16 protein-coding genes and 1 pseudogene are annotated in these 25,338 nt (G+C 68.6%); 10 read left to right on the top strand and 7 right to left on the bottom strand.

The window, feature by feature from the left end; all coding sequences use genetic code 11:
- Nucleotides 1-74 precede the first annotated feature (74 nt).
- The 10 genes and pseudogenes from FRANEAN1_RS15715 to FRANEAN1_RS15670 all read left to right on the top strand — a co-directional run bounded on the left by FRANEAN1_RS15715 (nucleotide 75) and on the right by FRANEAN1_RS15670 (nucleotide 11,483).
- A complete protein-coding gene (locus FRANEAN1_RS15715) occupies nucleotides 75-677 on the top strand; it encodes a TetR/AcrR family transcriptional regulator (protein WP_020460787.1) in 603 nt (200 codons plus the stop codon).
- Between the two features lie 313 nt (nucleotides 678-990).
- Nucleotides 991-1,905, top strand: coding sequence for a TIGR03564 family F420-dependent LLM class oxidoreductase (locus FRANEAN1_RS15710; RefSeq protein WP_020460786.1), 915 nt, complete (start codon nucleotides 991-993; stop codon nucleotides 1,903-1,905).
- 34 nt (nucleotides 1,906-1,939) lie between these two features.
- Nucleotides 1,940-3,154, top strand: coding sequence for an amidohydrolase family protein (locus tag FRANEAN1_RS15705; protein WP_020460785.1), 1,215 nt, complete (start codon nucleotides 1,940-1,942; stop codon nucleotides 3,152-3,154).
- Nucleotides 3,155-3,256: 102 nt separating this feature from the next.
- On the top strand, nucleotides 3,257-4,192 hold the full coding sequence (locus tag FRANEAN1_RS15700; protein WP_020460784.1) for an alcohol dehydrogenase catalytic domain-containing protein: 936 nt from the start codon (nucleotides 3,257-3,259) through the stop codon (nucleotides 4,190-4,192).
- Between the two features lie 124 nt (nucleotides 4,193-4,316).
- On the top strand, nucleotides 4,317-5,909 hold the full coding sequence (locus tag FRANEAN1_RS15695) for an AMP-binding protein (protein ID WP_020460783.1): 1,593 nt from the start codon (nucleotides 4,317-4,319) through the stop codon (nucleotides 5,907-5,909).
- Nucleotides 5,906-6,700 carry an enoyl-CoA hydratase/isomerase family protein gene (locus FRANEAN1_RS15690; RefSeq protein ID WP_020460782.1) on the top strand — a complete coding sequence of 265 codons (795 nt, stop codon included), beginning with the start codon at nucleotides 5,906-5,908 and terminating at the stop codon, nucleotides 6,698-6,700. The genes FRANEAN1_RS15695 and FRANEAN1_RS15690 overlap by 4 nt, the downstream gene beginning before the upstream one ends.
- Nucleotides 6,697-7,455: an SDR family NAD(P)-dependent oxidoreductase gene (locus tag FRANEAN1_RS15685; protein WP_020460781.1), complete on the top strand. Its 759-nt coding sequence runs from the start codon at nucleotides 6,697-6,699 to the stop codon at nucleotides 7,453-7,455. Before FRANEAN1_RS15690 ends, FRANEAN1_RS15685 begins: the two co-directional genes overlap by 4 nt.
- A 67-nt stretch (nucleotides 7,456-7,522) precedes the next feature.
- Nucleotides 7,523-8,533, top strand: a complete 1,011-nt coding sequence (locus FRANEAN1_RS15680; RefSeq protein WP_020460780.1) for an alpha/beta hydrolase — start codon at nucleotides 7,523-7,525, stop codon at nucleotides 8,531-8,533.
- Nucleotides 8,530-10,202: pseudogene (locus FRANEAN1_RS15675) on the top strand (CocE/NonD family hydrolase). Before FRANEAN1_RS15680 ends, FRANEAN1_RS15675 begins: the two are co-directional and overlap by 4 nt.
- A gap of 102 nt (nucleotides 10,203-10,304) precedes the next feature.
- The gene (locus FRANEAN1_RS15670) at nucleotides 10,305-11,483 is read left to right on the top strand and encodes an ABC transporter substrate-binding protein (protein ID WP_041254223.1); all 1,179 of its coding nucleotides are present in this window, start codon (nucleotides 10,305-10,307) and stop codon (nucleotides 11,481-11,483) included.
- Between the two features lie 5 nt (nucleotides 11,484-11,488).
- Here FRANEAN1_RS15670 and FRANEAN1_RS15665 read toward each other — a convergent pair whose 3' ends face one another.
- The 7 genes from FRANEAN1_RS15665 to FRANEAN1_RS15635 all read right to left on the bottom strand — a co-directional run bounded on the left by FRANEAN1_RS15665 (nucleotide 11,489) and on the right by FRANEAN1_RS15635 (nucleotide 25,284).
- Nucleotides 11,489-13,255, bottom strand: coding sequence for a CocE/NonD family hydrolase (locus tag FRANEAN1_RS15665; RefSeq protein WP_020460777.1), 1,767 nt, complete (start codon nucleotides 13,253-13,255; stop codon nucleotides 11,489-11,491).
- 48 nt (nucleotides 13,256-13,303) lie between these two features.
- Nucleotides 13,304-14,299, bottom strand: coding sequence for an alpha/beta hydrolase (locus FRANEAN1_RS15660; protein ID WP_020460776.1), 996 nt, complete (start codon nucleotides 14,297-14,299; stop codon nucleotides 13,304-13,306).
- Between the two features lie 496 nt (nucleotides 14,300-14,795).
- Nucleotides 14,796-15,578 carry a substrate-binding domain-containing protein gene (locus tag FRANEAN1_RS15655; RefSeq protein WP_049795683.1) on the bottom strand — a complete coding sequence of 261 codons (783 nt, stop codon included), beginning with the start codon at nucleotides 15,576-15,578 and terminating at the stop codon, nucleotides 14,796-14,798.
- 307 nt (nucleotides 15,579-15,885) lie between these two features.
- Nucleotides 15,886-18,261 (bottom strand): glycoside hydrolase family 2 TIM barrel-domain containing protein, encoded by a 2,376-nt coding sequence (locus FRANEAN1_RS15650; RefSeq protein ID WP_347177160.1) that lies wholly within the window; start codon nucleotides 18,259-18,261, stop codon nucleotides 15,886-15,888.
- A 442-nt stretch (nucleotides 18,262-18,703) separates the two neighbouring features.
- Nucleotides 18,704-19,954, bottom strand: coding sequence for an ABC transporter substrate-binding protein (locus FRANEAN1_RS15645; RefSeq protein WP_020460773.1), 1,251 nt, complete (start codon nucleotides 19,952-19,954; stop codon nucleotides 18,704-18,706).
- A 1,557-nt stretch (nucleotides 19,955-21,511) separates the two neighbouring features.
- On the bottom strand, nucleotides 21,512-23,233 hold the full coding sequence (locus tag FRANEAN1_RS15640; protein ID WP_020460772.1) for an ATP-binding cassette domain-containing protein: 1,722 nt from the start codon (nucleotides 23,231-23,233) through the stop codon (nucleotides 21,512-21,514).
- On the bottom strand, nucleotides 23,230-25,284 hold the full coding sequence (locus tag FRANEAN1_RS15635) for an ABC transporter permease (RefSeq protein WP_020460771.1): 2,055 nt from the start codon (nucleotides 25,282-25,284) through the stop codon (nucleotides 23,230-23,232). The genes FRANEAN1_RS15640 and FRANEAN1_RS15635 overlap by 4 nt, the downstream gene beginning before the upstream one ends.
- Nucleotides 25,285-25,338 lie beyond the last annotated feature (54 nt).

The raw sequence follows: 25,338 nt of genomic DNA, 5'->3' as shown, positions 1-25,338 counted from the left end.
CAGGGCACCAACCCGCCTTCACATTGAACGGCAGTTCAGCAAAGATACGCGGCGACGTCAACCAGAATGGGGGTATGACGACTCCACGCCGCACCGGCACCGAGAGCTCGAAAACCCGCGCGGTCCTGCTCGACGTCACCGAACGACTGATCAGAAACGAGGGCTACGCCGCGGTGAGCTCACGCAGCGTCGCCAACGCGGCAGGCGTCACACCCGCACTGATCCACTACTACTTCCCGACTTTGGACGATCTGTTCGTCGCGCTCTTCCGGCGCGGCGCCGAGAAGAACCTCGAACGCCAGAGACGACTCCTCACGTCACCCCAACCGCTGCGCGCGCTGTGGGCGTCCAGTATCGAGCCCGCGGGCACCTCGCTGCTCACCGAGTTCATGGCACTCGCGAACCACCGCAAGAGCATCCGCCAGGAGATCGCGGACTACGCGAGGCAGTTCCGGGACCTGCAGACCGAACTCCTCTCGAGCCGGCTGAAGGAGTACGGCCTCGACCCCGCCCAGGTCCCGCCCGCCACCGTCCTTTTCATGATCGGAGCCGCCAGCCGGGGCTTCGTGGCGGAGGACATGCTCGGTATCACCGATGGGCACACCGAGACGCTGGCACTCGTCGAACGGCTGCTGCAGCGCTTCGAGCCAGCCGCGGAGGCCGGCGACGAGCAGTGACGCCGACCTCCGGTCGAGCAGACCTCGGCCGACCGGCGGAGCACCGCAGCCGACCCCTCGCGGCCCGCGGCAGCCAGCAGGCCGGCGGTCGAGGGCCGCGGTGAACTGGTTGACGTCGGCGCGCTACCATGCTGAACTTCCGTTCAACATCGAGGTTGCGCGTCCCACTCGGCCAGTACGTCCACGACGGGAGGTCCGTGTACCGCCGTCCGGTTGCAGCGAGCCACGCGAACGCGGCCAGCACCGGCGACGGACTCGGGTGGCCGGGCTGCAGCCTCGCGAGTGATCGTGATCTGACTGCCCGGAGTGATGAATGCGTATCGGCCTGACGGGCGGCGGCTCGACGCCAGACAAGATCGTCGAACAGGCACGGCGGGCCGAGGCCGACGGATTCCACTCCCTGTGGTACGCGAGCCTCGTGCAGGGCGACCCGCTGGTCGCCATGGCGCTCGCCGGCCGGGAGACCTCGACGATCGAGCTCGGTACCGCGGTGCTGCAGACCTACCCGTGCCACCCGCTGCTACAGGCGCAGCGAGCCGCCTCCGTGGTCGCGGCGATGGGCCGGCCGGGTCTCACTCTCGGGCTGGGCCCGTCGAACGAGGCCAACATCCGCGGCAAGTACGGCCTGTCCTTCGATCATCCGGGCCGCAGCAGCGAGGAGTACCTGCGCATCCTCACCGGCCTGCTGCGGGGCGAAGCCGTCGACCTCACGGGTCAGGACTGGACCACACGTGTCCCGGCCGGGACCGTCCGGGCCGCGCACCCGGTCCCGGTACTGCTGGCGGCGCTGTCGCCGCGGATGCTGCGGGTGGCGGGAGAACGCGCGGACGGCGCGATCCTGTGGATGGCCTCGGCGGCGGCGGTCGAACGCCACGTCGAGCCCCGCATCGCCGCGGCGGCGAAGGCCGCTGGCCGGCCGGCGCCGCGTATCGTCGCGGGTCTGCCGGTCGTGGTGCACGACGACGAGCAGGAGGCCCGGGCAGCCGTCGCCGCGGGTTCCGTCATGTACGCGAACTCGCCGGCCTACCAGCGCATCATGGCGATCGGTGGTGTCGACAGCCCCGCCGACGCCGCGATCGTCGGCGACGAAGCATCGGTCCGGACACAGCTGAGCGCGCTGCTCGACGCCGGCGCGACCGATATCCACGCGCACATCGTCCCGGCCGGTGAGGACCTCCGCGGATCGCTGAGACGCACCCGGGACCTGCTTCGCGAGCTGGCCCACTGACCAGTCCCGTCACCGTGGACAAGGAGAACACAGGATGCTGACACTCAAGGCCGCCGGCCTGCTGGATGTGGACACCGGGGAGATCACCCGACCCGGGATCCTGAAGATCGAGAACGATCGGATCGTCGGTCTCGGCGGTCAGCCCGAGGGCGAGGTCATGGACCTCGGTGACCTGATCCTGCTGCCCGGCCTGATGGACATGGAGCTCAACCTCCTGATGGGCGGCCCCGGCGAGCACCAGCTCACCGGGCAGATGCGCGACGACCCGCCGCTGCGGATGATGCGCGCCACCCAGAACGCCCGCCGCACCCTGCGAGCCGGCTTCACCACGGTGCGCAACCTCGGCCTGTTCTGCAAGACCGGCGGCTACCTGCTCGACGTCGCACTCATGAAGGCGATCGACGCCGGCTGGGTCGACGGCCCGCGGGTCGTGCCCGCAGGTCACGCGATCACGCCGACCGGCGGCCACCTCGACCCGACCATGTTCGGGGCGTTCGCCCCGCACGTGCTCGGCCTCAGTGTCGAGGAGGGCCTGGCCAACGGGCCCGACGAGATCCGCCGGGCGGTCCGCCACCAGATCAAGTACGGCGCCCAGGTCATCAAGATGTGCGGCTCGGGTGGAGCCATGTCCTACAGCAGCGGCCCCTCGGGCCAGAAACACTACTCCGACGCCGAGGTGCTGGCGATCACCGACGAGGCGCACCGCCGCGGCCTGCGGGTGGCCGCGCACACCCACGGCTCGGAAGCCGTCCAGCAGATGGTCGAATGCGGCGTCGACTGCATCGAACACGCGTTCATGATCGACGACGACACCATCAACCTGCTGGTCAAGAACGGTGTCTGGGTCGTGGCGACCCAGGCTCTGATCGACGACATGCCGGTGCTGCGAGACGCCGAGCCGCAGATCCAGGCGAAGGCCGCCTATATCTTCCCCCGTGCGAGGGCCTCCATCCGCAACGCGATCGAGGCCGGTGTCAAGATCGCGGTCGGCAGCGACGCGCCGGCGATCCCGCACGGCAAGAACGCCCTCGAACTGGTCGCCCTGGTCGACCGGGGCATGACCCCGCTGCAGGCCATCCAGGCCGCGACCATCGTGGGCGCGGACCTCATCGACGTCACCGACCGCGGCCGACTCGCCGAGGGCCTGCTCGCCGACGTCATCGGCGTGCGCGGCAACCCCCTCGAGGACATCCGCGTCCTGCAGCGGGTCCCGTTCGTCATGAAGGGCGGCAAGCAGTTTGTCTACTGAGTCCACCACCGAAAGCATGAGGAAGCCGAACACCATGACCAGGGGACTTGCCCTCCGGATCGCCGGCGATCGCCTGCACGCGGCCCTGACCGTTCCCCCGGCATGAGAGCGGTCCGCGGGTCGGGCGGGCGGGCGGTCCTCGCCGACATCGAGGCACCGCCGGGAGAGGGAGAACTGCTCTCCATGCGCGCGGCGGGGATCTGCGGCGGGGACCTCGCCGCGCTCACCCACGGCACGGAACAGATCCTGGGACACGAACTCGCCGGCCTGCGGGCCGACGGCACGCCGGTCGCGATCGAAGCACTCTACGGATGTGGAACCTGCCAGCGCTGCCGAGGCGGGCAGATCAATCTGTGTTCGCAGGCCCTCAGCAGAGCGCTCGGTGTCAGAGCCGACGGCGGTATGGCTGAGCAGTTCCATGCGCCGAGCGCTCGCCTGGTCGAACTCCCCCGCGGCCTGGGCGTGGCGGACGGACCACTCGTCGAACCCGCAGCGGTGTCCTGGCACGGGGTCCGGGTGGCCGGTACCGGACCGGACACCCGCGTTCTGGTCATCGGGGGCGGGTCGGTCGGGCTCCTCGCGGTGGCGGCCGCCCAGGCGCAGGGCGCCGCGGAGGTCAGCCTCCAGGCGCGCTATCCGCATCAGAAGGAGATCGGTGAGCGCCTCCATGCCACCGAGCCCAACGGTTCCTACGACGTCGTGATCGAGGCCGCGGGCTCCTCGAGCGCACTGCACGACAGCGTGGAGCGGCTCGAGCCAGGCGGCACCGTGTCGGTACTCGGCGTGCACTACGGTCTTCTCGCCGTGCCCTACCCGGAGCTCATCGCCAAAGAGGTCCGGCTCATCGCCTCGATGGGCTACTGCCTCCACCCGGGGGGCCGCGAGATGCGGCAGGCCGCGGAGATGCTCGCGGCCAGGCCCGAGATCGCCGACGCGCTCATCACCCACCGGTTCCCGCTGGCGGACGCCGAACACGCGTTCCGTGTCGCCGGCGACCGGAAGTCGGGAGCGATCAAGGTTCTCATAGAGCTCGAGTGACGACGGGCGCCGTACCGCGACCGGCTCGAGCCTCCCCTGCCCCGGAGCTCCGCGGACGGCTTGGCCGAGGGTACGTTAGAGGGTACCGTCGATGCCTATAAAGTACCCTTCCTGAGGAGCCGTGATGGTCGATCCGGCATCGCGCACCGCGCAGTTGGTGCGAAGCTATTCGGCGCCCACGCTGGATGTCGCCCAGTTAGTGTGTGATCGCCATCCGGGCCATGCGGTCGCGGCGCGAGTGCTCGACGATGATCTGTCGGAGACCACAGTCACCTACGCGGACCTGGCCAAGTCGTCGCGGCGGTTCGCCACCGTGCTCAGTGCCCGTGGCATCGGGCGCGGTGACCGGGTCGCGACGCTGATGGGCAAGAGCGTCGACCTACTCACCGTGCTGGTGGGGACCTGGCGAGTGGGCGCCGTGTACGTCCCGCTGTTCACCGCGTTCGCCGAGACCGCGGTGACCGATCGGCTGCGGCGCGCACAGGCCCGCCTGGTCGTCGCGGACACCGATCAGCTGCCCAAGATCGACCAGGGCCCCTGGGAGATACTCCCGGTCGAGCGACTGGCGGTCGAGGTGGCGCAGGCAGCCCCGTGGGAACCGGGCTCGGTCGCGGTCGGCGGATCCGGCGCGCTGGTGCACATGTTCACCTCCGGCACCACCGGATCCCCGAAGGGCGTCGTGCATCCGGCGCGGTACATCGGCGGCTGGCACAGCTATCAGGAGTTCGGACTCGGCGTCGACACGGACAGCGTGTACTGGTCCGCCGCCGACCCCGGCTGGGCCTACGGCCTCTACACCGCGGTCGTCGCGCCGCTGGCCGCCGGAGTCCCGACGATCCTGCTGCGGGGAGGATTCTCCGCGGACACCACGCTGCGGCTGCTCGCGGAGCTGAAGGTGACCAATTTCGCCGCCGCCCCGACCGCGTACCGCGGCCTGCGCAACTCCGGCCGGCTCGAGGCGGGCGCGCTGAGCGTGCCCTACCTGTCCAGCGCGGGCGAGCCGTTGACCCCGGACGTGAACGCCTGGGCCCCCGAGGCTCTCGGCTCGCGGGTGCACGACCACTACGGGCAGACCGAGATCGGCATGCCGATCGGATTCCCCCACCACGAGGCCGTCTCGGTGCCGGTGGTGGACGGCGCGATGGGGGTGGCGCTACCGGGGTGGTCGGTGACCGTCCTGGACCCGGACCACGACGAGCCCGCTGACCTGGGAACGATCGGCAGGCTGGCCGTCGTGGTGGCGAACAGTCCGCACATGACCTTCGCCGCCTACGCCGACGGAGACGACCACGGTCGCCTCGTCGGCGACGGCCGCTACTACGTCACCGGAGACACCGCGACCATCGACGCCGCCGGGGTGGTGCGGTTCTCGGCCCGCGACGACGACGTGATCATCATGGCCGGCTACCGCATCGGCCCGTTCGACGTGGAGTCGGTGCTCGCGCAACACCCCGCGGTGGCCGAGTGCGCCGTGATCGCCGCGCCGGACGAGGCCCGGGGCGAGGTCGTCGAGGCGTACGTGGTGACCACCGCCGCCAGCGCCGTCACGGAGGAAGAGCTGCGGCAGTGGGTGAAGGAGCGCTACGCCGCGCACGCCTACCCGCGGCGTGTCCACTTCGTCCCCAGTCTGCCGAAGACCCCCAGCGGCAAGATCCAGCGCAACGAGCTTCGCAGAAGACGCCGCGCGGAGATTCTCGGCGGGCGCGGTTTCCGATGAACGACACGGAGATCCTCGGGGTCGAGCAGTCGGGCCCGGTGCGGGTGCTGACGATGAACCGGCCGCACCGCCGCAACGCCCTCGACGCCGCGCTGGTCGACGCCCTCGACCAGGCGCTGAGCGGGGCCGAAGCCGACCCGGGCACACACGCGATCGTGCTGCGCGGCGCGGGCAGGAGCTTCTGCGCCGGCGCTGACCTGCACTTCCTGCTGGAGCTCAGCGACAGCGGCAGCACGCCCACGGCCTTCCTGCGGACCGTGTCCGCGTTGGCCACCCGGCTGGAGACCAGCTCGTTGCCGATCGTGGCCGGCCTGCACGGCCACGCCGTGGCGGGCGGCATCGAGCTCGCGCTCGCCTGCGACCTGGTGGTCGCCGCCGCCGGCACGCTGATCGGCGACGGGCACATCCTCAACAACCTGCTGCCCGCCGGAGGCGCCGCGGTGCGGATGCCGCAAGTACTGGGTCAGCCGACCGCACGCCGGCTCGCGCTGACCGGCGAACTCCTGCGCGCCGACCGGCTGGCCGCCACCGGCTGGCCGCACGAGGTCGTCGCCGACGACGAGGTCGACACCGCCGCGATGCGGATCGCCACAACCCTGGCCCGGGCACACGGTCCGGCCCAGATCGGCTACAAGCGGCTGTTGGCCAGGACGCCCACCATGCCCGCCAGTGCCGCGCTGGCCCTCGAACTGACGGCCTTCGACGAGCACTGGGCCGCGCACGACGTCGCCGCCGCGCTGCGCGCGTTCGTCAACCGCCCCGCCAGCACACGAACGGAGCAGCCGGCGTGAACCGCTTCACCGATCAGGTCGTCATCGTCACCGGCGGCGGCCAGGGCCTCGGTGCGGCCATGGCCCGCCGCTTCGCCGCCGAAGGCGCCACCGTGGTCATCGGCGACATCGACAAGGACACCGCCTCCGCCCAGGCCGAGGCGCTGCACGCGGACATCGGCCGGCCCGCGGAGGGCACCGGCGTCGACGTCGCCGACTCGACCGCGGTCACCGCGTGGATCGACGACGTGGCCGCTCGGCACGGCCGGATCGACGTTCTCATCAACAACGCCGGAATCATCCGGGACAACCGGATCACCGACATCAGCGACGCCGACTGGCACGCGGTGGTCGACGTCTCGCTCACCGGCAGCTTCCACTGCGCACGGGCGGTGATCCCACACATGCGCGCCCGGTCATACGGCCGCATCGTCTCCTTCAGCTCCATGAGCTGGCGCGGCAACTTCGGACAGGCGAACTACGTGGCCGCCAAGGCCGGGATCGTCGGCCTGACCCGGGCCATCGCGCTGGAGACCGCCCGCGACGGCATCACCGTCAACGCCATCGCCCCCGGGCTGATCGAGACCCCGATGCTGGCCTCGATGAACACCGCCGCGCGGGAGAAGCTCATCGGCAAAGTGCCGCAGCGCACCACCGGCCAGCCCGTCGACATCGCCGAAGCCGCGGCGTTCCTCACCTGTCCGGCCGCCGGTTACATCACCGGTGTCGTTCTCGACGTCGACGGCGGTCTCGGTATCGGCTCGTCCATCCGCTGACCACACCTGACACCTGTGCCCTCCGACACCAGACACCTCATACCTCCCACCGAGGGGATTGACGGCGATGACCAGTTCCCACCCCCAGACACGGATTCCCGAGCGACTGATCCCGGTCCCATCCACGCTGAGCGAACCCGCCCAGGCCATCACCGCGATGGGCAATCCGCTCACCCCGAAGCCGTGGCCGCCGTTGGACGACCGCGAGGCAGTTCAGGCGTTCATCGACGAGCGGTTCGAAACGATTCCGGCGGGTGCGGAATCGCCGATGGTCGCCTCCTGCTACGGCGCCGCCGACACCGGTGTGCCCTGCGAGACCACACGTGTCGAGCTCGACGGCGTCGGTGTCTACCAGGCCGTTCCCGACGGCGTCACGGCCGAGGACCGCCGGGTGTATCTCGTCATCCACGGCGCCTGGATCTCGGGTGGCGGCGAGATGGCCCGGATGGGTGCCGCCATGACCGCCGGCGGCCTCGGCGCCAGGACCTGGGCGGTGGACTACCGGATGCCGCCGTTCCACCCCTTCCCGACCCCACTCGACGACTGCCTGACCGCCTACCGAGCGCTGCTGGAGGGCCACCGGCCCCAGGACATCATCATCGGCGGCATGTCCGGCGGGGCCAACCTCACCGTCGCCACCATCCTGCGTGCCCGCGACGAGGGACTGCCACTGCCCGCCGCCGCCGTGGTGAACACCCCGCCGATCGACCTCACCAAGGCCGGCGACACCCACCGGACCAGCCAGGGCCTGGACATCTCCTACGACGAGGCGGAGCTGGAGACCGTTTTCCAGCTGTACACCAACGGGCACGACCGCCGTGACCCGTACGTCTCCCCGCTGTTCGGCGACTTCGACAAAGGCTTCCCGCCGACCATCCTGACCACCGGCACCCGCGACTTCCTGCTCTCGGACACCGTCCGCCTGCACCGCGCGCTGCTGGCCGCAGGTGTGCCGGCGGACCTGCACGTCTGGGAAGGCGCGCCGCACTTCATGTTCCTCGGCCTGGCACCCGAGGACCACGAGCGGCAGGCGCAGGTACGCCGGTTCTGCGAACAGCACTGGGCCAGGGCCCGATGACGCTCAACCTGATCAGCCGGCTGTTACAGCGAACCCAGCAGTTACCACCGCCACTCACCCGCGATCTCACCGTCGCACGCGGCCTGCGGGTGCCGATGCGTGACGGCGTCGAGCTGACCGCCGACCACTGGTTCCCCAGGGCCGGCGCCGCGGGGCTGCCGACCGTGCTGATCCGCACCACCTACGGCAGCCACAGCTCAGCCACGTACCCGATCGTGCGGCCCATCGCCGAGCGCGGGTTCCAGGTGCTGATCACCAACTCGCGCGGCACCTTCGGCTCCGGCGGCGCCTTCGACCCGTTCCGCAACGAACGCGACGACGGCTTCGACACCCTCGACTGGGTCATCGGACAACCCTGGTTCGGCGACTCCATCGTGCTCTATGGACCCAGCTACCTCGGCTACACCCAGTGGGCCGTCGCCGATCAGGTGCCGCCGCAGGTCAAGGCCATGATCCCGATTCAGAGCGAAGCCGCGGTCATGCTGGAATTCCTGCGCCCGGACGGCTTCGCGCTGGAGATCCTGTTCATCTGGAGCTTCGTGGTGGACGGGCAGGAAAGCCCGCTGGCTCTGCTCAGACACCCCGCCCTGGGCGGTAGGCGGAAGATGCGCCGACTGATGGCCAGCCTGCCGCTCGAGCAGGCCGACCTGCGCGGCGCCGGCCACCGGATCGACTATCTGCAGAACATCCTGGCCCACGATGCCGGCTCACCGCACTGGGCGCCTGCCGACCACAGCGCCCGGGTCGCCGACGTGACGATCCCGGTCAGCTCCATCGCCGGCTGGCACGACTTCTTCCTGCCCGGCCAGCTACGTGACTTCACCGCCCTGCAGGCCGCCGGCCGCCCGGCCCGGCTGACCGTCGGACCGTGGGCGCACAGCATGTCCGCCGGGCCCATCAGGCTGGGCATGGAGGAACTACTCGACTTCGGCCTGGCCCACGCCCGCGCGGAGCAACCGACCGACCGAGCCCCGGTCCGTCTGTTCGTGCAGGGCGCCGACGAATGGCGGGACTTCCAGTCCTGGCCCCCGGAAGGCTACCCACAGCAACGTCTGCACCTGCAACCGGGCGGCGGCCTGGCGACAGCGAGCCCGGCGGACTCGCCCCCGGACAACTACCGCTACGACCCCGCCGACCCGACTCCCGCCGTCGGTGGATCGCGCTTCAACGTCAACACCGGCAGCGTCGACAACACCGCTCTCGAGGCCCGGGCGGACGTGCTGACCTTCACCACACTGCCGCTGGACCGTGAGGTCGAGGTGATCGGTGAGGTCGACGCCGAGATCTGGTTCCGGTCCAGCCTGCCGTACGCGGACGTGTTCGTCAGGGTCTGTGACGTCAACACCGGCGACCGCTCCTACAACGTCACCGACGGCCTGACCAGTCTCACCGAGGCGGACCAGGACACCCGGGCGAGGGTCCGGCTCCCCGCCACCGCGTACCGGTTCAGGAAGGGCCACCGCATCCGTGTCCAGATCTCCAGCGGCGCTTTTCCCCGGTACAACCGCAACCCCGGCACCGGAGAACCCCGCGGCAGCGGACAACTCTCAACGCCGCCAGTCAGACCATTTACCACGACCCGGCCCGCCCGTCAGCGGTGATCCTGCCGATCCGCCAGGACCCGGCCGCTGACGCCGTCGACAACGAGTACGCGCCGACGGCCGGATAATCCTCCGACCGGCGCCTGCACCGAACACATTTTTCATCGCATCGAGACGCAAGACCAGGGGACATTGAAGTGCGTTCGCATTTATCGCTGATCTTATCGGGAATGACGGTCGTGGTCGCGGCGGCCACGTTAGGTGCCTGCTCCGGCGCGGAGGGCCAGGCCGCCGTGGGTGGGGCCTGTGTCGGTCCGGGTGTGTCCGCCGGTGAGGTGCGGATCGGTCTGGTGTACTCCGATTCGGGTGCCGGGCATGAGGCGTTCTCGGCGGCGCGGGCGGGTGTGGAGGGGCGGCTCGGTCTGGCGAACGAGGCGGGTGGTGTCCACGGGCGTCAGGTCCGCTACGAATGGCGTGACGACGAGGCGTCGCCGTCGACGAACGCCGAGGTGGCCAAGGATCTGGTTCGTGACGGGTCGGTGTTCGGGCTGCTGATGATCACGACGTCGAGTAGTGGCTCGATCGACGAGCTGGGGTCGCAGGGTGTCCCGGTCGTGGGGCTGGCGGATCCCACCTGGGCCGAGCACCCGAACATGTTCTCGCACAACTACGGGACCTCACCGCAGACCGTCGGCCGGTACATCCAGGCCGCGGGCGGAACGAAGGTCGCGATCGTCACCACAGGCAACGCGGCGTACACGATGACCTACGCCGGGCAGTACGCGGCCGGCATCGAATCGGCGGGGCTCGCCACGGTCGCGACGATTCCCTATTCCAGCGGCGGTGACAGTCAGATCCGAATCGCCCAGCAGATCGCCGCGAGCGGCGCCGACGCGCTGATCGGCCTGACCACCCCCGACGACTTCGCCCGGGTCATGGACGGCGTGCGCACAGCGCGGCTCAACCTCAAGGCCAGCGTCTCGCTCGCCGGCTATGACCGCGCGAACCTCGCCACGTTGGGCCCGGCGCTGGCCGGTGTGTCGTTCCCGGTCTACTTCCGCCCCTTCGAGGCCGGTGGTGCCGCGATCGAGCGCTACCAGGCGGCCATGGTGAAGTTCGCCCCCGAGGTCGTCCTCCCCGAACAGCAGTTCTCCATGTACGCCTACATCGACACCGATCTGCTGCTGCGTGGACTCGAACTCGCCGGCCCCTGCCCCACCCGGCAGGGCTTCATCGAGGCTCTCCGCAAGGTGACCGACTACGACGCCGGCGGTCTGATCGAGCCCGTCAACCTCGCCACCAACCCCCATCAGCTCCTCGAATGCAACGCCTTCGTGCAGATCGACCAGACCGGCTCGGCGTTCCAGGTCACCCGGGAACGCCTCTGCGCCAACAGCACGGGGAGCTAGGTTCCTCAGCCGTGTCGGTCGGTCCGCAGGCGCCGGATGATCGGCAGAACGAGCCGGCTGGGATGCGCCGGGCCGTGGAGGATCTGGTTTCCCGCGACGACCGGGGTGGCCGTGTCGAAGGAGATCACGTTGCCGGTATTTGTGTTCCGGTCGTAGCGCGGGAAGTTGCTGGAGGAGACCTCGAGCCGGATGCGGTGGCCAGGCAGGAAGACGTTGGAGGTCAGGCCGAGGTCGAGGATGAGCTCGTAGACCTCGCCGGGCACGAGTGGCTTCGGGTTGGCCAGCGACTCGCGGTAGCGGGCACGCAGGATGCCGTCGGTCAGGTAGAGCGCCCGGCCGTCGGGGTGGACGTCGACGAGCTTGCCGGTGAAGTCGGTGTCCAGCGCGGAGCTCGACGCATGCAGCACCAGCGATATGTTCCCGGTGACCTCGACCGGCTCCTCCAGCACCGGCGTGGTGAAGCACAGAACGTCGTTGCGCTCTTCGACTGGGCGCTGGTCGACCGGCCCCGAGTACAGAGCGGAGAAACCGAAACCCATCTGGTTGAGCCGGCCGCCCAGCGTCGGCACCGGATCGAGCGGGTCGAAGCGGTAGGACTCGGCCGCCTCGGTGGTGGGGGCCTCGGTCGTGAGCACGCCGTCGCCGTCGGCGGTGTTCGCGCGGCCGGGCCCGTCCAGGTAGTAGTCGACGTAGGTGGTGTCGGGCAGTGGCCAGTCCTGCTCATCCCGCCACTGGTCCACACCCATCACGAAGATCCGTACTGGGCTTGCGCCGACGTCGGCGCTGTTGTTGCCGCGCAGGTGCCGGTCGAAGAACCGCAGGTGCGCGCCGGTGATGTCGGCGTACGGTGCGCCGGCCAGCTGGCCGAACTCGCGGGACCGGTAGGCGGCATCCTGGTAGGTGTGGTCCCAGGGGCCTACGATCAGCCGCTGGCCCTCCCGTGCCTGTGGCGTGGCTGCCTGGGCACGCATTCGGGTGTAGGCACGCGTCGCCTCGGGCGCGAAGAAGTCGAACCAGCCGACGATGTGCAGCGCCGGAGTCGTCATGTCCCGGGTGTGTTCGGCCGTCGCCAGGCCGGTCCAGAACTCGTCGCGGGTGGGGTGCTCCCACCATTCCTTCCACCAGGGCGCATGCTTGTTCAGCGCTGGCTGATCGGTGATCGGGAGCTTGCGCAGGTGCGGCTCCAGGTCGAGCATCATCGCGCCCGCGTCGACCAGCGGCTCGAGGTCACCTGTGCCGCGCTCGAGCGCGTACTGGCCCAGCGTGACGATCTGGGCCGCCACCCAGCCCAGAGTCATCTGCCAGGACACGGCACCGCCGTCGCTGTACCACGGGGCGCGGAAGAGGTCCGTCGTCGAGGCCGCCACTGCCATCGCCTTCAGCCCGGAGGGGGCCTGTGAGGCCGTCGCCCACTGGGTCATGCCGTGGTATGACAGCCCGTAGCTGCCGACGTTCCCGTCGCACCACGGCTGTTTCACCGTCCATTCGAGCGTGTCGACGCCGTCGTCCGGGTCATCCACGAGCGGCCGGAAGACGCCCCCGGAGCCGTAGGTGCCGCGGCACTCCTGGTAAACGATCGCGTAGCCGGCCTCGACCAGCGAGAGGACGTTCGGGATCAGCGGCAGGGACAACTTCTCGAACATCTCCTTGCTGTAGCCCATCCGGATTATGAGCGCCGGCGCGGGCCCGCCTTCCGGCAGGAAGAGATCCGTGCATAACGTCACGTCGTCCCGCATCGGAACCATGACGTTCTTCTCGACTCGGTAACTCATAGCTTCTCCTTTGCATGCTCGCGGGATTGTCATGAAACGCGGTCCCGATCAGGCCGCGTCAGCCGCCCAGTGAGCGGCGCAGAACCGGCGGATCTCAGCGGCACGCTCGGCGTCCTCCGGCGACGTCCCAAGGAATCCGGCGTGCCCCATGGCTTCCCAGACGTGCAGTTCGGCCTGCATGCCGGCCCGGAGCAGGGCCCGGTGGAAACGCACCGTGTCGGACAGCAGCCTGTCGCGGGTACCGGTGGTGAGAATGGTCGGTGGGAATCCCTTGGTGAGGTCGGCGTACACCACCGAGATATAGGGATTCCTCAGGTCGTGGCCACCCGCCCAGAGCTCGAAGGCGGGCTTGAAGCCGCCGCGCAGCACGGTGTCGACGCCCTCGTTCGTCCACCAGCTGTCGCTGCTTTCCGTCAGGTCGGTGCAGGGGGTGTTCAGTACCGCCGCCGCCGGCAGCGGCAGGCCCCCGTCGCGGGCCTTGAGGATCGTCGCCGCCGCCAGGTTCCCGCCGGCCGACGAACCGCCGATGACGATCTCCTCCGGCCGCCGCACCTCGAGCAGTCGCCGGTAGGCCGCTACGCCGTCGTCGACTCCGGCCGGGAACGGGTGGTCGGGCGGCATCCGGTAGTCGACCGACCAGACAGCGGCCCCGAGGCGCCGGGCCTCGTCGACCGCACGGGAGCAGGCGATCTGGCCGCCGTCCTGAATGAAGCCGCCGCCGTGGAAGTCGAGGTAGACCCGGCGATCGTCCACCGCCACCCCGTCCGGACGAATCTTGAAGACCACGAAGCCACCCAGGTCCTCCTCCTCGACCTCGGCTCCGACGTACGCACCGCCCACCCCGGTCATGGCGATCACAGCTGCCTCGCGCTCGGCGATCAGCTTCTTCCACCCGGCCGCGTCGAGCTCGACGCCGTTCCACTCCGGCTCCGGCCCTACCATGCCCAGTGCCAGCATCGCCTGGCCCTCGGGACTCACCGTCGGGGGCACCGGGATCTCTCTTTCCGGCACACGCATCGCCGGTTGCGCGATATCAGCGCTCATCGTCTGCTCTCCTTGTTCTTCGGTTCGTTCCTCACGCCTCTTGTCACTGCGTGTCGGCCACTCGCTCCGCCACCCGCACACCGGCCCGGAGGTCTCGCCGAGATGCGCGGACGTGCGCGGTCGGGCAGCTGGCTGCTCTCGGCATGGCGTGGCTGGGCCGCCCGCTCACCGCGTCACGGACAGTGGGTAGGCGCTGCCATCGAACAGTGCACTCGAGGAAGGCCTCCTGGGACTGGCCCGATGGCGCGCGAGATCCCGCGTAGCGTCGTACGGTTTCGGCATGGTCATTCACTTTGCTCAGCAGGCGGTACCTTACCAGCTTATTGACCGACCGTTAAGCACGAAGACGAATCCACCCCTTGACCGACGGACGACGACACACACACTCGCCCTGTCACACCGTTGACACACCCCAGGGAAAGCCTTATACAATGGTTTAGCACCATCCACCAAGGATCATGGGGCTCAGACGAATCGGGGTTCCGGAACCCACGGATCAGACCGTCTCACCTTCGACCACACTTACTGGAACGGCGTCCCGTACGGGGACCGAGAAATGAACACCATCAATCGCCGCCAGAAGCTCAGCCGCAAGACCTTCACCGATCGCGTGCTGATCGGTCCTGATCGAGGTCAGGCGCGGTGAAACCAACTGCCCCTCAGCCGTGGCATCGACGCCGATGACCGCAACGTCGTCCGGGACACCTCGCCTCAGTTCGCGACAGACCGCCATCACGGCCAAGGCGACCACATCGGTACAGCAGGCGACCCCGAGTGGTTCGTGGTCGATGAGGTGCGACCGCAACGCTCGTACGGCACCCGCAAGGTCAAGCGGGATGTCGACGCGTACAGGATCCTCCAGACCAAACTCCGCCGCGGCTTCGCGCAGGCCGGCGTAACGGTCAGTGTCATAGAGATAGCTACGTACGTCGGTCGATGCCGCGTAGAGGAAGCGCCGCACGGTACGACGCTTGACCAGTCGCTGGATCATGGCGCGCCCGATCAGATGCTGGAACTCCTCGCTTCGAATCACCAGCGCCTCCGGCACGACCACCACACCCGAGGCCCGTACGGCCTCGCGCGTCTCGCTGGGCAGCACTCCGAGGTCCACGACTGCCACCGGGCTTGAACGCGCTATGTCGTCCAGAATCACCGTCGGATGGTTGCGGGCGAACTGCACCACCAGATGGAGCCCGCGCCGTGCTATATGATCACTAAGCTCGTCGATCGACTCCTGGACGCCCAGGCCGACAGGCACGCTCGGCACGAGGAGAAGCACGGTGGAACTACGACCAGTCACAAGCGACCGTCCTGCCGGGGACGGATAATACCGCAGCTGCGCAGCGGCCGCCCGGACGCGGTCGCGGGTCTCCGTCGGGAACCGGGCGCCTCTGCCATTGAGGATCTCGCTCACCGTCGTCCGCGATACACCCGCGACGCGCGCGACATCGCGGCTGGTTGCCCGACGTCCCAGCGGCCCGACCCCCGTCACGCGCCGAGATTCTGACACGCACTCATCGTGTCACGCCACCAGCAGCACTGTTCCAGGGCAGGGGACGAAGCTGGAGGGCCGGTGCCTGCACCGACTACGCCGGTCGATTCACGGAAATCACTGGCGGCGGTTTCGTCGGCGGGGAATCGGAGGGGACGACATCTAGCCGTATGACTTCGCTGGCGAGGCTCTCTGCTGTTGCCTTCACGACCACAGCTCCAACAGCTACCGGCCGTACAACCGCGAGCAACCGCCCGTCATAGGTCCGATGTGTGTGTCCGTCGTACCTCTCTTCTGTGTCTGGACGAGCGCTACCCAACGCCTGCAGAACAGCCGGGCCCTCGACGACTACGACTATCTCGAGTTCACGATCCACCAGGCAGGTCCCGGCGGTGTCAACGAGTTCGATCTCCAGGAAGGCGAGATCCGTGTCGTCGGCTCGTAATGTCGTTCGGTCGGCGCGCACCGCCAACCGGGTACCCCCCTCCGAGGACTGGAGCGAGGTCCTGCCCTGCTCGACGCCCGCCGTGTAGGCCACCGCGGTAAGCCGCCCGGGTTCGTACGCACAGTCGAAGAACACCGAGAAGGCCCGCTCACTGCCAACGGACTTACGGCCCAATGACCGGGTATTGAGGAGAAGTTCCACCTCTTCCGCGTTGCTGTAAACCTCGACGACGACCGGAGAACCAGAGGCGATGCCCCAGGCCCAGCTCGATACCGTGTCACTCCAGGACCACGGCCCGGCAACACGTTTCCTACCGTGGTACTGGGGACGGTGCACAGCGACGTACGGCTGACTCCTGAGGCCGAACACCGTTTCCCGAAAGTATGACATCGGCCGCCGGAAGCCAGTGATGTCGATATCTCCGCTACCGGCAAGAATCGAGGGAAAGGGGGCTAGGAGACCGCCCTCAGCCGACTGCTCGCCCGGATATGACACACGACCGATGCCAGCTTCACCGAGATAGTCCCACCCAGTCCACGTGAAGTCGCCGATGACGCGACTGTTTTCCTCGACCAGATGCCAGATCCGGTCGATCCGAGGTCCGTGGCTCTCCGTTCCCAGGATGACTCGGTCAGGAAAGAGATCGCGGTCAATCTCGTACCTCGAGGCCCCGTAGTTCAGCCCGGAGACGTCGACCACCGCGTGTGCTTCTCTCGTACGTTCACTGACGATTTCGGATGCATTGATCTGGTCCAGCACGTCGCCGATCGAGGCCATCATCGTGTTGAGACCACCCGTTTGCCCCGGACCCGGACGTGCATCAACCTGCTTCACCAGATCGGACATGACGGCGAGGAAGCCATTCACCGCGTTGGTGGTGAACCTGGTTCCGTCGATCTCGCCGATCTTCTCGGAGATGTCCCGACTCCATGCCGAACCAAGCGGCGACGCGAGGTCGGGGATTTCATTACCGATCGAGTACAGGATCACGCTAGGATGGTTGAAGTCCTTCTTGACCATCGACTCGATATCTCGCTGCCACCATTCAGGGAAAGCCAGCGAGTAGTCGAAGGGCATCTTCGCGTGGGTCCAAACGTCGAAGGCCTCGTCCAGTACGAGCATCCCTAGTCTGTCGCACGCGTGGAGCATCGCTTTACTCAGCGGGTTGTGTGACGCCCGAACGGCGTTGAAACCGGCTCCCTTCAGGATCTCGACCCGTCGCTCCTCCGCCCGCGAAATGGCCGCCGCGCCAAGGATACCATTGTCGTGATGGATACACGCACCGCGCAGCTTCACCGTCGCGCCATTGATCCGTAGACCGTGCGTAGGGTCTACCTGAATAGTGCGTATTCCGAAGTCTGTCGCGACCTCCTCGAGCCCTGTGTTCGCATTCCAGAGTCCCGTCCGGAGCCGATAGAGGTGGGGGTGGTCGACTCCCCACCGTCGAGGGCTACCGACATACAGCCGTTGCCTTGCCGTCGCCGTTTCGCCGGGACGGACGGTGACGGGGGCAGCGTTCCTTGCGACCCGTTCGCCGTCAGCCATGACCTCGGAGACGAGCTCGACCGTGACGGTATGCGGAGTCGAGTTCACGATGTCGGTCGCGACCGCGACGACCGCCCGTTCGTCGTCTACGTCTGGCGTCGTGATTCGCACCCCATCGGCCGCAATGTGCACCGGTTCGTTCACGATGAGACTCACGGGGCGGTGTATGCCGAGGCCGCTGTACCAACGCGAATCGCTGTGAGCGCGCGCCTCGACCCGCACTTCGTTGGCCTGCCCATGACGCAGGAAAGGATCAAGACTCACACGGAACAGCGAGTATCCATATGGCCTTTGTCCCGCGAAGGCGCCGTTGACATACACCTGCGCGTCCCGGTACACCCCTTCGAACTCGAGAATCACTCGCTTGTCCCGGTACGATTCGGGCACCTCGAACGATTTCACATATTCGACGACACCGTCAGGAAAGTAACCCGTCTCGGCTCCCCCGCTGTGCTCCGCGGAGCGGTCAAGGACGATCATCGCATCGTGCGGCAACGTCACTCCGGCAGCAGCAGGCGCATTTCCGCTCACCTCGCCGAAGAGGCTGGTCCGCGGACGCACGGTCCAGCCCCGGTTGAACGACACACGGGTCACCGACTGCTCCCAGGCTCGAAGTGTCACGTGACACTAGCCACGTCCGGTCGTCATGTCAACGCCCATACCAGCTAAGCGGACAACAGTCCGTTCGGCATGCCAACCTGACAGACAGCAATCCGGTCAGCCGCGATTCCCACAATTCCTGACGACCGACCGAGGTCCGACACGGCGGCCCGGGTATCCGCGGTTCTATTGCCTTCCGCTCACGGCGGGCACACCGAGCGGTTGTCGCAGGTTGTCTCCAGCCGCCGCGCCCCGGCACCCCCGTGGCCGGCCCCGGCTGCGTACCCTACCAAGACCGGCCGAGACGCCGGCGCAGGGGCGCTCAGGACGAGGGCTGGACCTTCCTGCCCGGGACAACGCGACCACACAGCGGGAGCGCTCCCTGCACGGGCTCGAACGCGTCGCCTTCCAGCTTGGCGATATACAGGCACTCCCCCTTGCCATCAGCGCCGAACTCGCTCGCATTGATGTCAAGCTTGTAACCGAACATGCCAAGGCCGTCCCAGTCATGGATGCCGGTCAACGCCGTGATGAGCGACGCCTGCGTCGGATTCGCGCCTGCGGCCTTGAGGCCTCGGACCAACAGGCCGACCGAGGTGTACCCGTTGTACTGCGCGAAGGTCGGCTCGTCGGTGACGCCGGCCGACTCCAGGTCAGCCTGGAACTGCTTGGTGGCGGCCGTCTTCATCTCGACAGGCTGGTAGGCCAGGGAGAAGTAGACGCCCTGCGCGTCATTCAGCGCGCCGGGACCGGCCTGCACCAGATCACCACCGTAACCAGTGGCCAGCATCGCCGCCTTGATCTCGACCCCCTGCTGACGCAGGCCCTTGATCAGCGCGAACGCGGTGTTCGGGTCGACCGCCGCGGTGAACCCGTCAATTCCGGCCTCCTTCATGGCCAGCACGACCGGCCCGACGTCGGTGCCGCCGAACGGGAGCTGGGTGTTCAGGTAGCCGACCTTGAGGCCCACTGCCTTCGCCGACTCCGCCGCCAGGCCGGCGGCGACCTGGGAGCCAGGCGAGACGGCGTATCCGATCGCGGCGATGGTGGTCGCGCCCAGCTTCTTGAAGATCTCGCCTGTCGTCGTCGTGACGTCGCCGGTCGGGTACAGACCGGTGATCCCGAACATGTTCTCGGACGTGTTCCACTCCGGGCCGTCTTCGGGCATACCGATCACCGGGATCTTCTGGGCCGTGAGGTACGGCGCGGCTGCGAACGCCAACGCCGAGTGGGCGATCACGGCGAACACGTGGTCCTGCGTGACCAGCTTCTGCGCGGCCGAGAGCGCGGTCGTCGGATTCGTCGCCGTGTCGGCCACGATGTACTTGATCTTGATTCCCTCGCGCTCGGCGTAGTACGTCCCCGCCTTGACGCCCTCGACGCTGGTCTCGTTCCCGGACGCCGCCGGGCCCGTGATATCGGCTAAGACCCCGATCGTGTAGGTCTTGCCGCCCTGCGCCCCCGCGTCACCGCCGCTCCCGTCCGACGACGAGCCGCCGCAGCCGGCAGCCGCCACCAGCACGGCAGCAGCACCCGCCACCGCAACCGATAATCGGAATCGTCTCTGGATCACAGTGTCCCCTAGTCCCATCGATAGCGCTCGCTGGATCCGTCAGCAGTTCACGGGAGCGGCCCACGCAGCCCCGGGGCGCAGGCCGGGACTACAGGTGCGTGCAGCGACGGTGCCGTATGGTCACCAGCCCCGACCGGTCAGTACGCAGCCACTGCGGCCCATTTCGACGCGCCCGCCGCCGGACCCAGCTCCTTCCAGCAACCGGGCCAAGCGAGCACATGGTCTGCGGACATGATGGATGAACGGCTGTATAGCTCCAGCACCGTAGAGCTGTCAGTAACCAGTGCAGCGGGTCAACCAGGGGCGAGGCCGACAGGATGGCCGGCCGTCTCCAAGCCCGTTCACCGTGACTACTTAACGGGTGTTTCGTAGAGTGTGCGGATCCGAAGATCATGACCTTGGGGAGCAGGCGAGCCGACGTCACGGCCCGGAAGCACCTCCCCACCACTCCGCCCCCGCGACCGCCCCCGCGACACGTGGCCATCCACGCGGCGCGGCGCGGCTATCCGGAGGAGTCGCAGCTGTTCTCGTTAACGATGAACAGCTGTATAGCTGAATAGACAGTGAGGCGTCAACATCCTGGCGCGGAACTGCCGGTCCCGCCTTTCTCCGCGGACCCAGAAATCAGTGTCCCCAGACCCTTAACAGTAGGCCAGCATTTTGGTACGGTCTACAGGAAAGGCTCACGGAGCCACCCATCACCGATGCCCAGCGCGACGCGATCCGATGGACAACGAGGCCGGCTGGCCACTCGGCGGGCTGGCACACGGACGTTGCTCCAGACATAGCCAGGCCGGTCATGTGCCTTCCCCCAGCCGCAGTGTCAGGGCGCTTCATCCGACTCGAGAGCCACCGTCCAAAGGGATCCCAGGTGCGAAAAGCGGCGAAGTCACCAGTCGCCGCTGCCGCCGACAGCGGCGAGTACGCTCCGGGCGCGACCGCACCCGACCCGGCAAGCATCTACGACGACCAACGGCTCATCCTGGGGCTACGGACGGCACGAGGTTCCCCACCGGTGATCCGTGGACCTGCATCACCTGCATCACCCCGGCCGCCGGCCTGATCGGCGACCTTGCCTACCCGATCCCGCTTCCCCGATGGCAGGCGGGTCCTCGCCGGCCAGAACATCATCGAATGCGACGCCGGCCGGCTCGGCGACCCGGGGGCAGGCCCCAGCGGACACACACATCTACCGAATCCGCTTCGACACCGACGCCGACCACTCCGGCGAGGGCAGGCCCATCCGCGAGTTGCGCCCGCACCCGGCCGGCGTCCACCTCGGATCCAACAGCTTCACCCAGGTCCACGGCAGGTTCGGCCAGTTCGCCTACCTCGGCAAGCTCGCGTCCGACCCATCGCCGACGGCCGGCGAGCCACATGCCTCGCGCTACGACCTGACCGGCGTGACCCTGCTGTGGAACCTGGACGACACCCCGAACGACGGGCCGATTCGGATTGATCCGTCAACGTTCGCGGACGTACACCGTCAGGGAGAATCCGGCCCTGATGTGCGCGGCCACCTGGGCGGGGTCCGTGCCCCAGGTACGCACTGCGGATTCAGGCCGCCGTGGTGGCCTCGCCGAGGTAGTGGCGCAGAACCTCACCGCGCGCACCGGCCGCGGAGCCCTGCCAGGCCACCGTGCCACGCTGCAGGACCAGGCAGTCGTCGGCGAAGTCCAGCGCCCGGTGCACGTACTGCTCAATCATGATCACCGCCACGCCCGCCTGCCGCGCCTGGGCCAGCCCGTCGAAGACCAGGTCGACCATCTTCGGTGCCAGGCCCAGCGACAGCTCGTCGGCGATCACCAGTCGCGGCGAGGTGGCCAGCGCCCGGGCCAGCGAGAGCATCTGCTGCTCGCCACCCGACAGCAGGCCGGCGAGCTGTCGGCGCCGGGCGGCGAAGACGGGGAAGATCTCGAGGGCGAGGTCCACGGCCTCGCGCCGGGCTCGGCGGCCGTCGACCGCCGCGGCCGCCATACGCAGATTGTCGATCACACTGAGCCCGCGGAACACGCCCCGGCCCTCGGGCAGGTGCACCATCGCTGCCCGCCGGATGCGATGCGGCTGCCAGGAGGTGACCTCCTCGCCGGCGAGCACGACCCGGCCGGCGGTCGGCGGGACGAGGCCCGACACCGCTCGGGCGAGGCTGCTCTTGCCCGCGCCGTTGACACCCAGCACGGCCAGCGCCCGACCCGTGCCCAGCGTGAAGGAGACGCCGTCGAGCGCCAGCGCCTCACCGTAGCGCACCGTGAGGCCCTCGACCGTCAGCAGCACGCGACCAGCGGGGTCCCCGGCCACCTCCGCCTCGCCGGGGGCGCCCTTGTCCGCGGCCGGCACAGGCCGGCCGGCCGGCGACACAGCGGCCGCCGACAGAGCGGCCCCTGCGGCGAGCTCGCTGTCCGGGGCGCCGTCGTCGTCCGCGGAGTCCGCCGACGTCAGTTCCTCGCCGAGATAGGCCGCCCGCACCGCCGGGCTCGCCCGGATCTCGTCGGGTGGCCCGCTGGCGATCAGCCGTCCGAAGTCGAGGACGTAGACCGCGCTCGACAGCCGCATCACGAGCTCGACGTCGTGCTCGACCAGGAGCGCGGAGATTCCGCGCTCGCTGGTGGCCCGCTGCAGCACGCCTTCCATCTGCTCGGTCTCCGCCGAGTCGAGGCCCGACGACGGCTCGTCCAGGAGGAGGACGGTCGGGTCGCTGGCCAGTGCCCGGCCGAACTCGAGCAGGCGAGCCGTCCCGAGCGGCAGCCCCACCGCGCAGCGGTGGGCGATCTCGGTGAGTCCGAGAAGCTCCAGCAGTTCGTCGACCTTCTCGTTCTCCTCCGACCGGGCCGGGCGCAGGCTGCCGGCGGTGAACAGGTCGGACCAGACCCTCCGCTTCGCGTGCCTGGCCCGGTGAGCCAGCACGAGGTGGTCCCGGACGGTGAGGCTGCCGAACAGCTCCGGGTGCTGGAAGGTTCTGGCCAATCCTCGGGTGGCTCGCTCCTGCGCGCTCGTGTGCGTGACGTCCTCGCCGTCGAGCAGGACCTTCCCACGCGCCGGACGCAGCAGGCCGGACAGCACCCCGAACAGGGTGCTCTTCCCGGCCCCGTTGGGCCCCACCAGCCCGACGATCGAGCCCCGCGGGACAGTCAGGTCCACCGAGTCGACGGCAACGAGGCCGCCGAAACGCACGGTGGCACCCACACACTCCAGCCGGGCTGGTCCGGACGAGCCGGTGACGGGCGCTACGTCGTCACCCGCCTGGCCGGTCTCCCCCGTTTCCGTAAGGCCGCCGGTCATCGTTCCGCCTTCGTGGTCGCTGGGGTCGCGGTGGTCGGGGTCGCCCCCGCCGGGACGGTTTGGGTTGCGGGCGGCCCGGTCACGGACATCGGGGACTCGTCGGGTCCGGCCGGCGCGGGGGTTTCCGGTACCGGTGTACGCGTCAACAGCCGCACCACCAGCCGGCGCAGCGCCGGGCCGCTCTGCATGATCGCCCCCTCGGGGTTGCGGGCGACCCCGATGGCGGCGAGACCGAACAGGATCGGCAGGATCCCGCCCAGCCGAGCCGGCGCGTAGGTCTGCAGGACGCCCTGGAGAAGGGTGTAGGACAGTCCGCTCACCGCCGCGGCGGTGATCGACCGGATCCCCAGGCTGACCATGATCGCCAGCCACACCAGGCCGGCGAACGTCGCGTAGGACGACGGCTGGGCCACCATCGTGTACATGGAGACGAAGCCGCCGCCCACCGCGGCGACGAAGGCGGCCAGGGCGCCGACGATGACCTTCACCTGTACCACGGAAAGGCCCAGTGTTCGCGCCGCCGGCTCGCTGTCACGCACCCCCCGCAGCGCGAGCCCGCTCGTCGAACGGCGCAGGTTCCAGGTGAGCGCCGCGAACACCACGAAGACCGCGAGCGCCAGGTAGGCGAAGGACAGGTCATCGGTGGCCCAACCCGGCCGCGGAAGCAGAACTCCCATACCGCTCTGCTGGAACCGGTTGCGGGTGAAGATCAGTGTTTCGACAAGGAGCCCGAACGTCAGCGTGGCAAGGCCCACGTACAGGTCACCGAGCCGGATGGTGAGCAGTCCGAGCAGCGCGCCCGCCACGGCCGCGACGGCCCCGCCGAGCACGACGGCTACCAGGACCGGTAGGTGCCACACCGTGGCGAACTGGGCGGCCCCGATCGCCCCCGCGCCGGCGAAGATGATCTGCGAGAGCCACAGCATCCCGCCCTCGCCGGTGGCCACCGTGAAGGTCAGATAGACGACGCCGTAGCACAGCCCGACCGCGGTGAGGCCCAGCCAGTAGGGCGAGCCGCTGAAGACGAGCGGCAGGATGGCGACGACGAGGAACGGGACGAGGCCGAGCCATTTCTCCCAGGCCGCGCCGCCGGCGTCGATCGGCGCGTTCGCCGCGTCCTGGCTCGCCGGCCGGATCGCCGCGTCGAGCGGCCCGCCGGCGCCGGCGTTCTCGTCGACCGAACCGGACCGGACCACGTAGAAGACCAGGAACACCAGCATGAACGCGAACGGGATGCTCGGGACGATCGCCGCGGTCAGCGTGCTGTTCGTCGGCAGATACTTCTGGATGACGTCGGTGATGACGCCCATCGCCAACGCGGCGGCCACCGCGCCGGGAAGCGACCGCAGCCGTGCGGCCACCACCGCGGCGATCGCCGCGCACATGAGGGACGTCATTCCGCCGGTGTTCAACCCGTTGGTCGGCGCCACCAGGATGCCGGCGAGCCCGGCGAGCGTGGAGCTCGCCGCCCAGACCCCGAGCGAGACCCGCCCGGGGTTGGTGCCCGACAAGGAGGCCATCGCCTCCGAGTCGACCATCGCCCGGACCCGCAGACCCACATCGGTCAACCGCAGCACCGCCGTGCCGGCCACCACGGTGAACACCAGGAATCCGTAGGTGATCAGCTGGTCGGTCGTGACCACGGTCCCGAAGACGTGGTACGGCTTGTCGTTCAACGACGCCAGGCCCGGCGCCGAGGTGATGGTGTCGGTACCGAAGATCAGATCGCTGATCGGCGGCAGGGCCACCGACAGACCGATCGTGGACACGATCTTGACCAGCATCGAACTGCCCCGCATGAAGCGGAACAGCGCACCGTAGAGCAGCACGCCCAGAAGCGGTGCCATGACAAGAATCGACAGCAGCCCGGCCGAGACGGTGGACATACCGTGTTCCGAATTGAGCCAGTAATAGAATCTCGCCACAAAAAATGCCATCGACCCGAAGGCGAAGTTGAACACGCCGGTCGAGACGTATGTGATCACCAACGCTGACGAGGCGATGGCGTAGATGGAGCCGAGCGCAAGGCCGGCCAAGACGTACTGCAGCATACTAGTAGCCCCGTTCCGAACCGACGGCCCCGGACGCACCGGCGCAGCCCAAGC

This window comes from Parafrankia sp. EAN1pec, assembly GCF_000018005.1.
Classification (GTDB): Bacteria; Actinomycetota; Actinomycetes; order Frankiales; family Frankiaceae; genus Parafrankia; species Parafrankia soli.
This window is presented reverse-complemented; position numbering and strand designations above follow the sequence as displayed.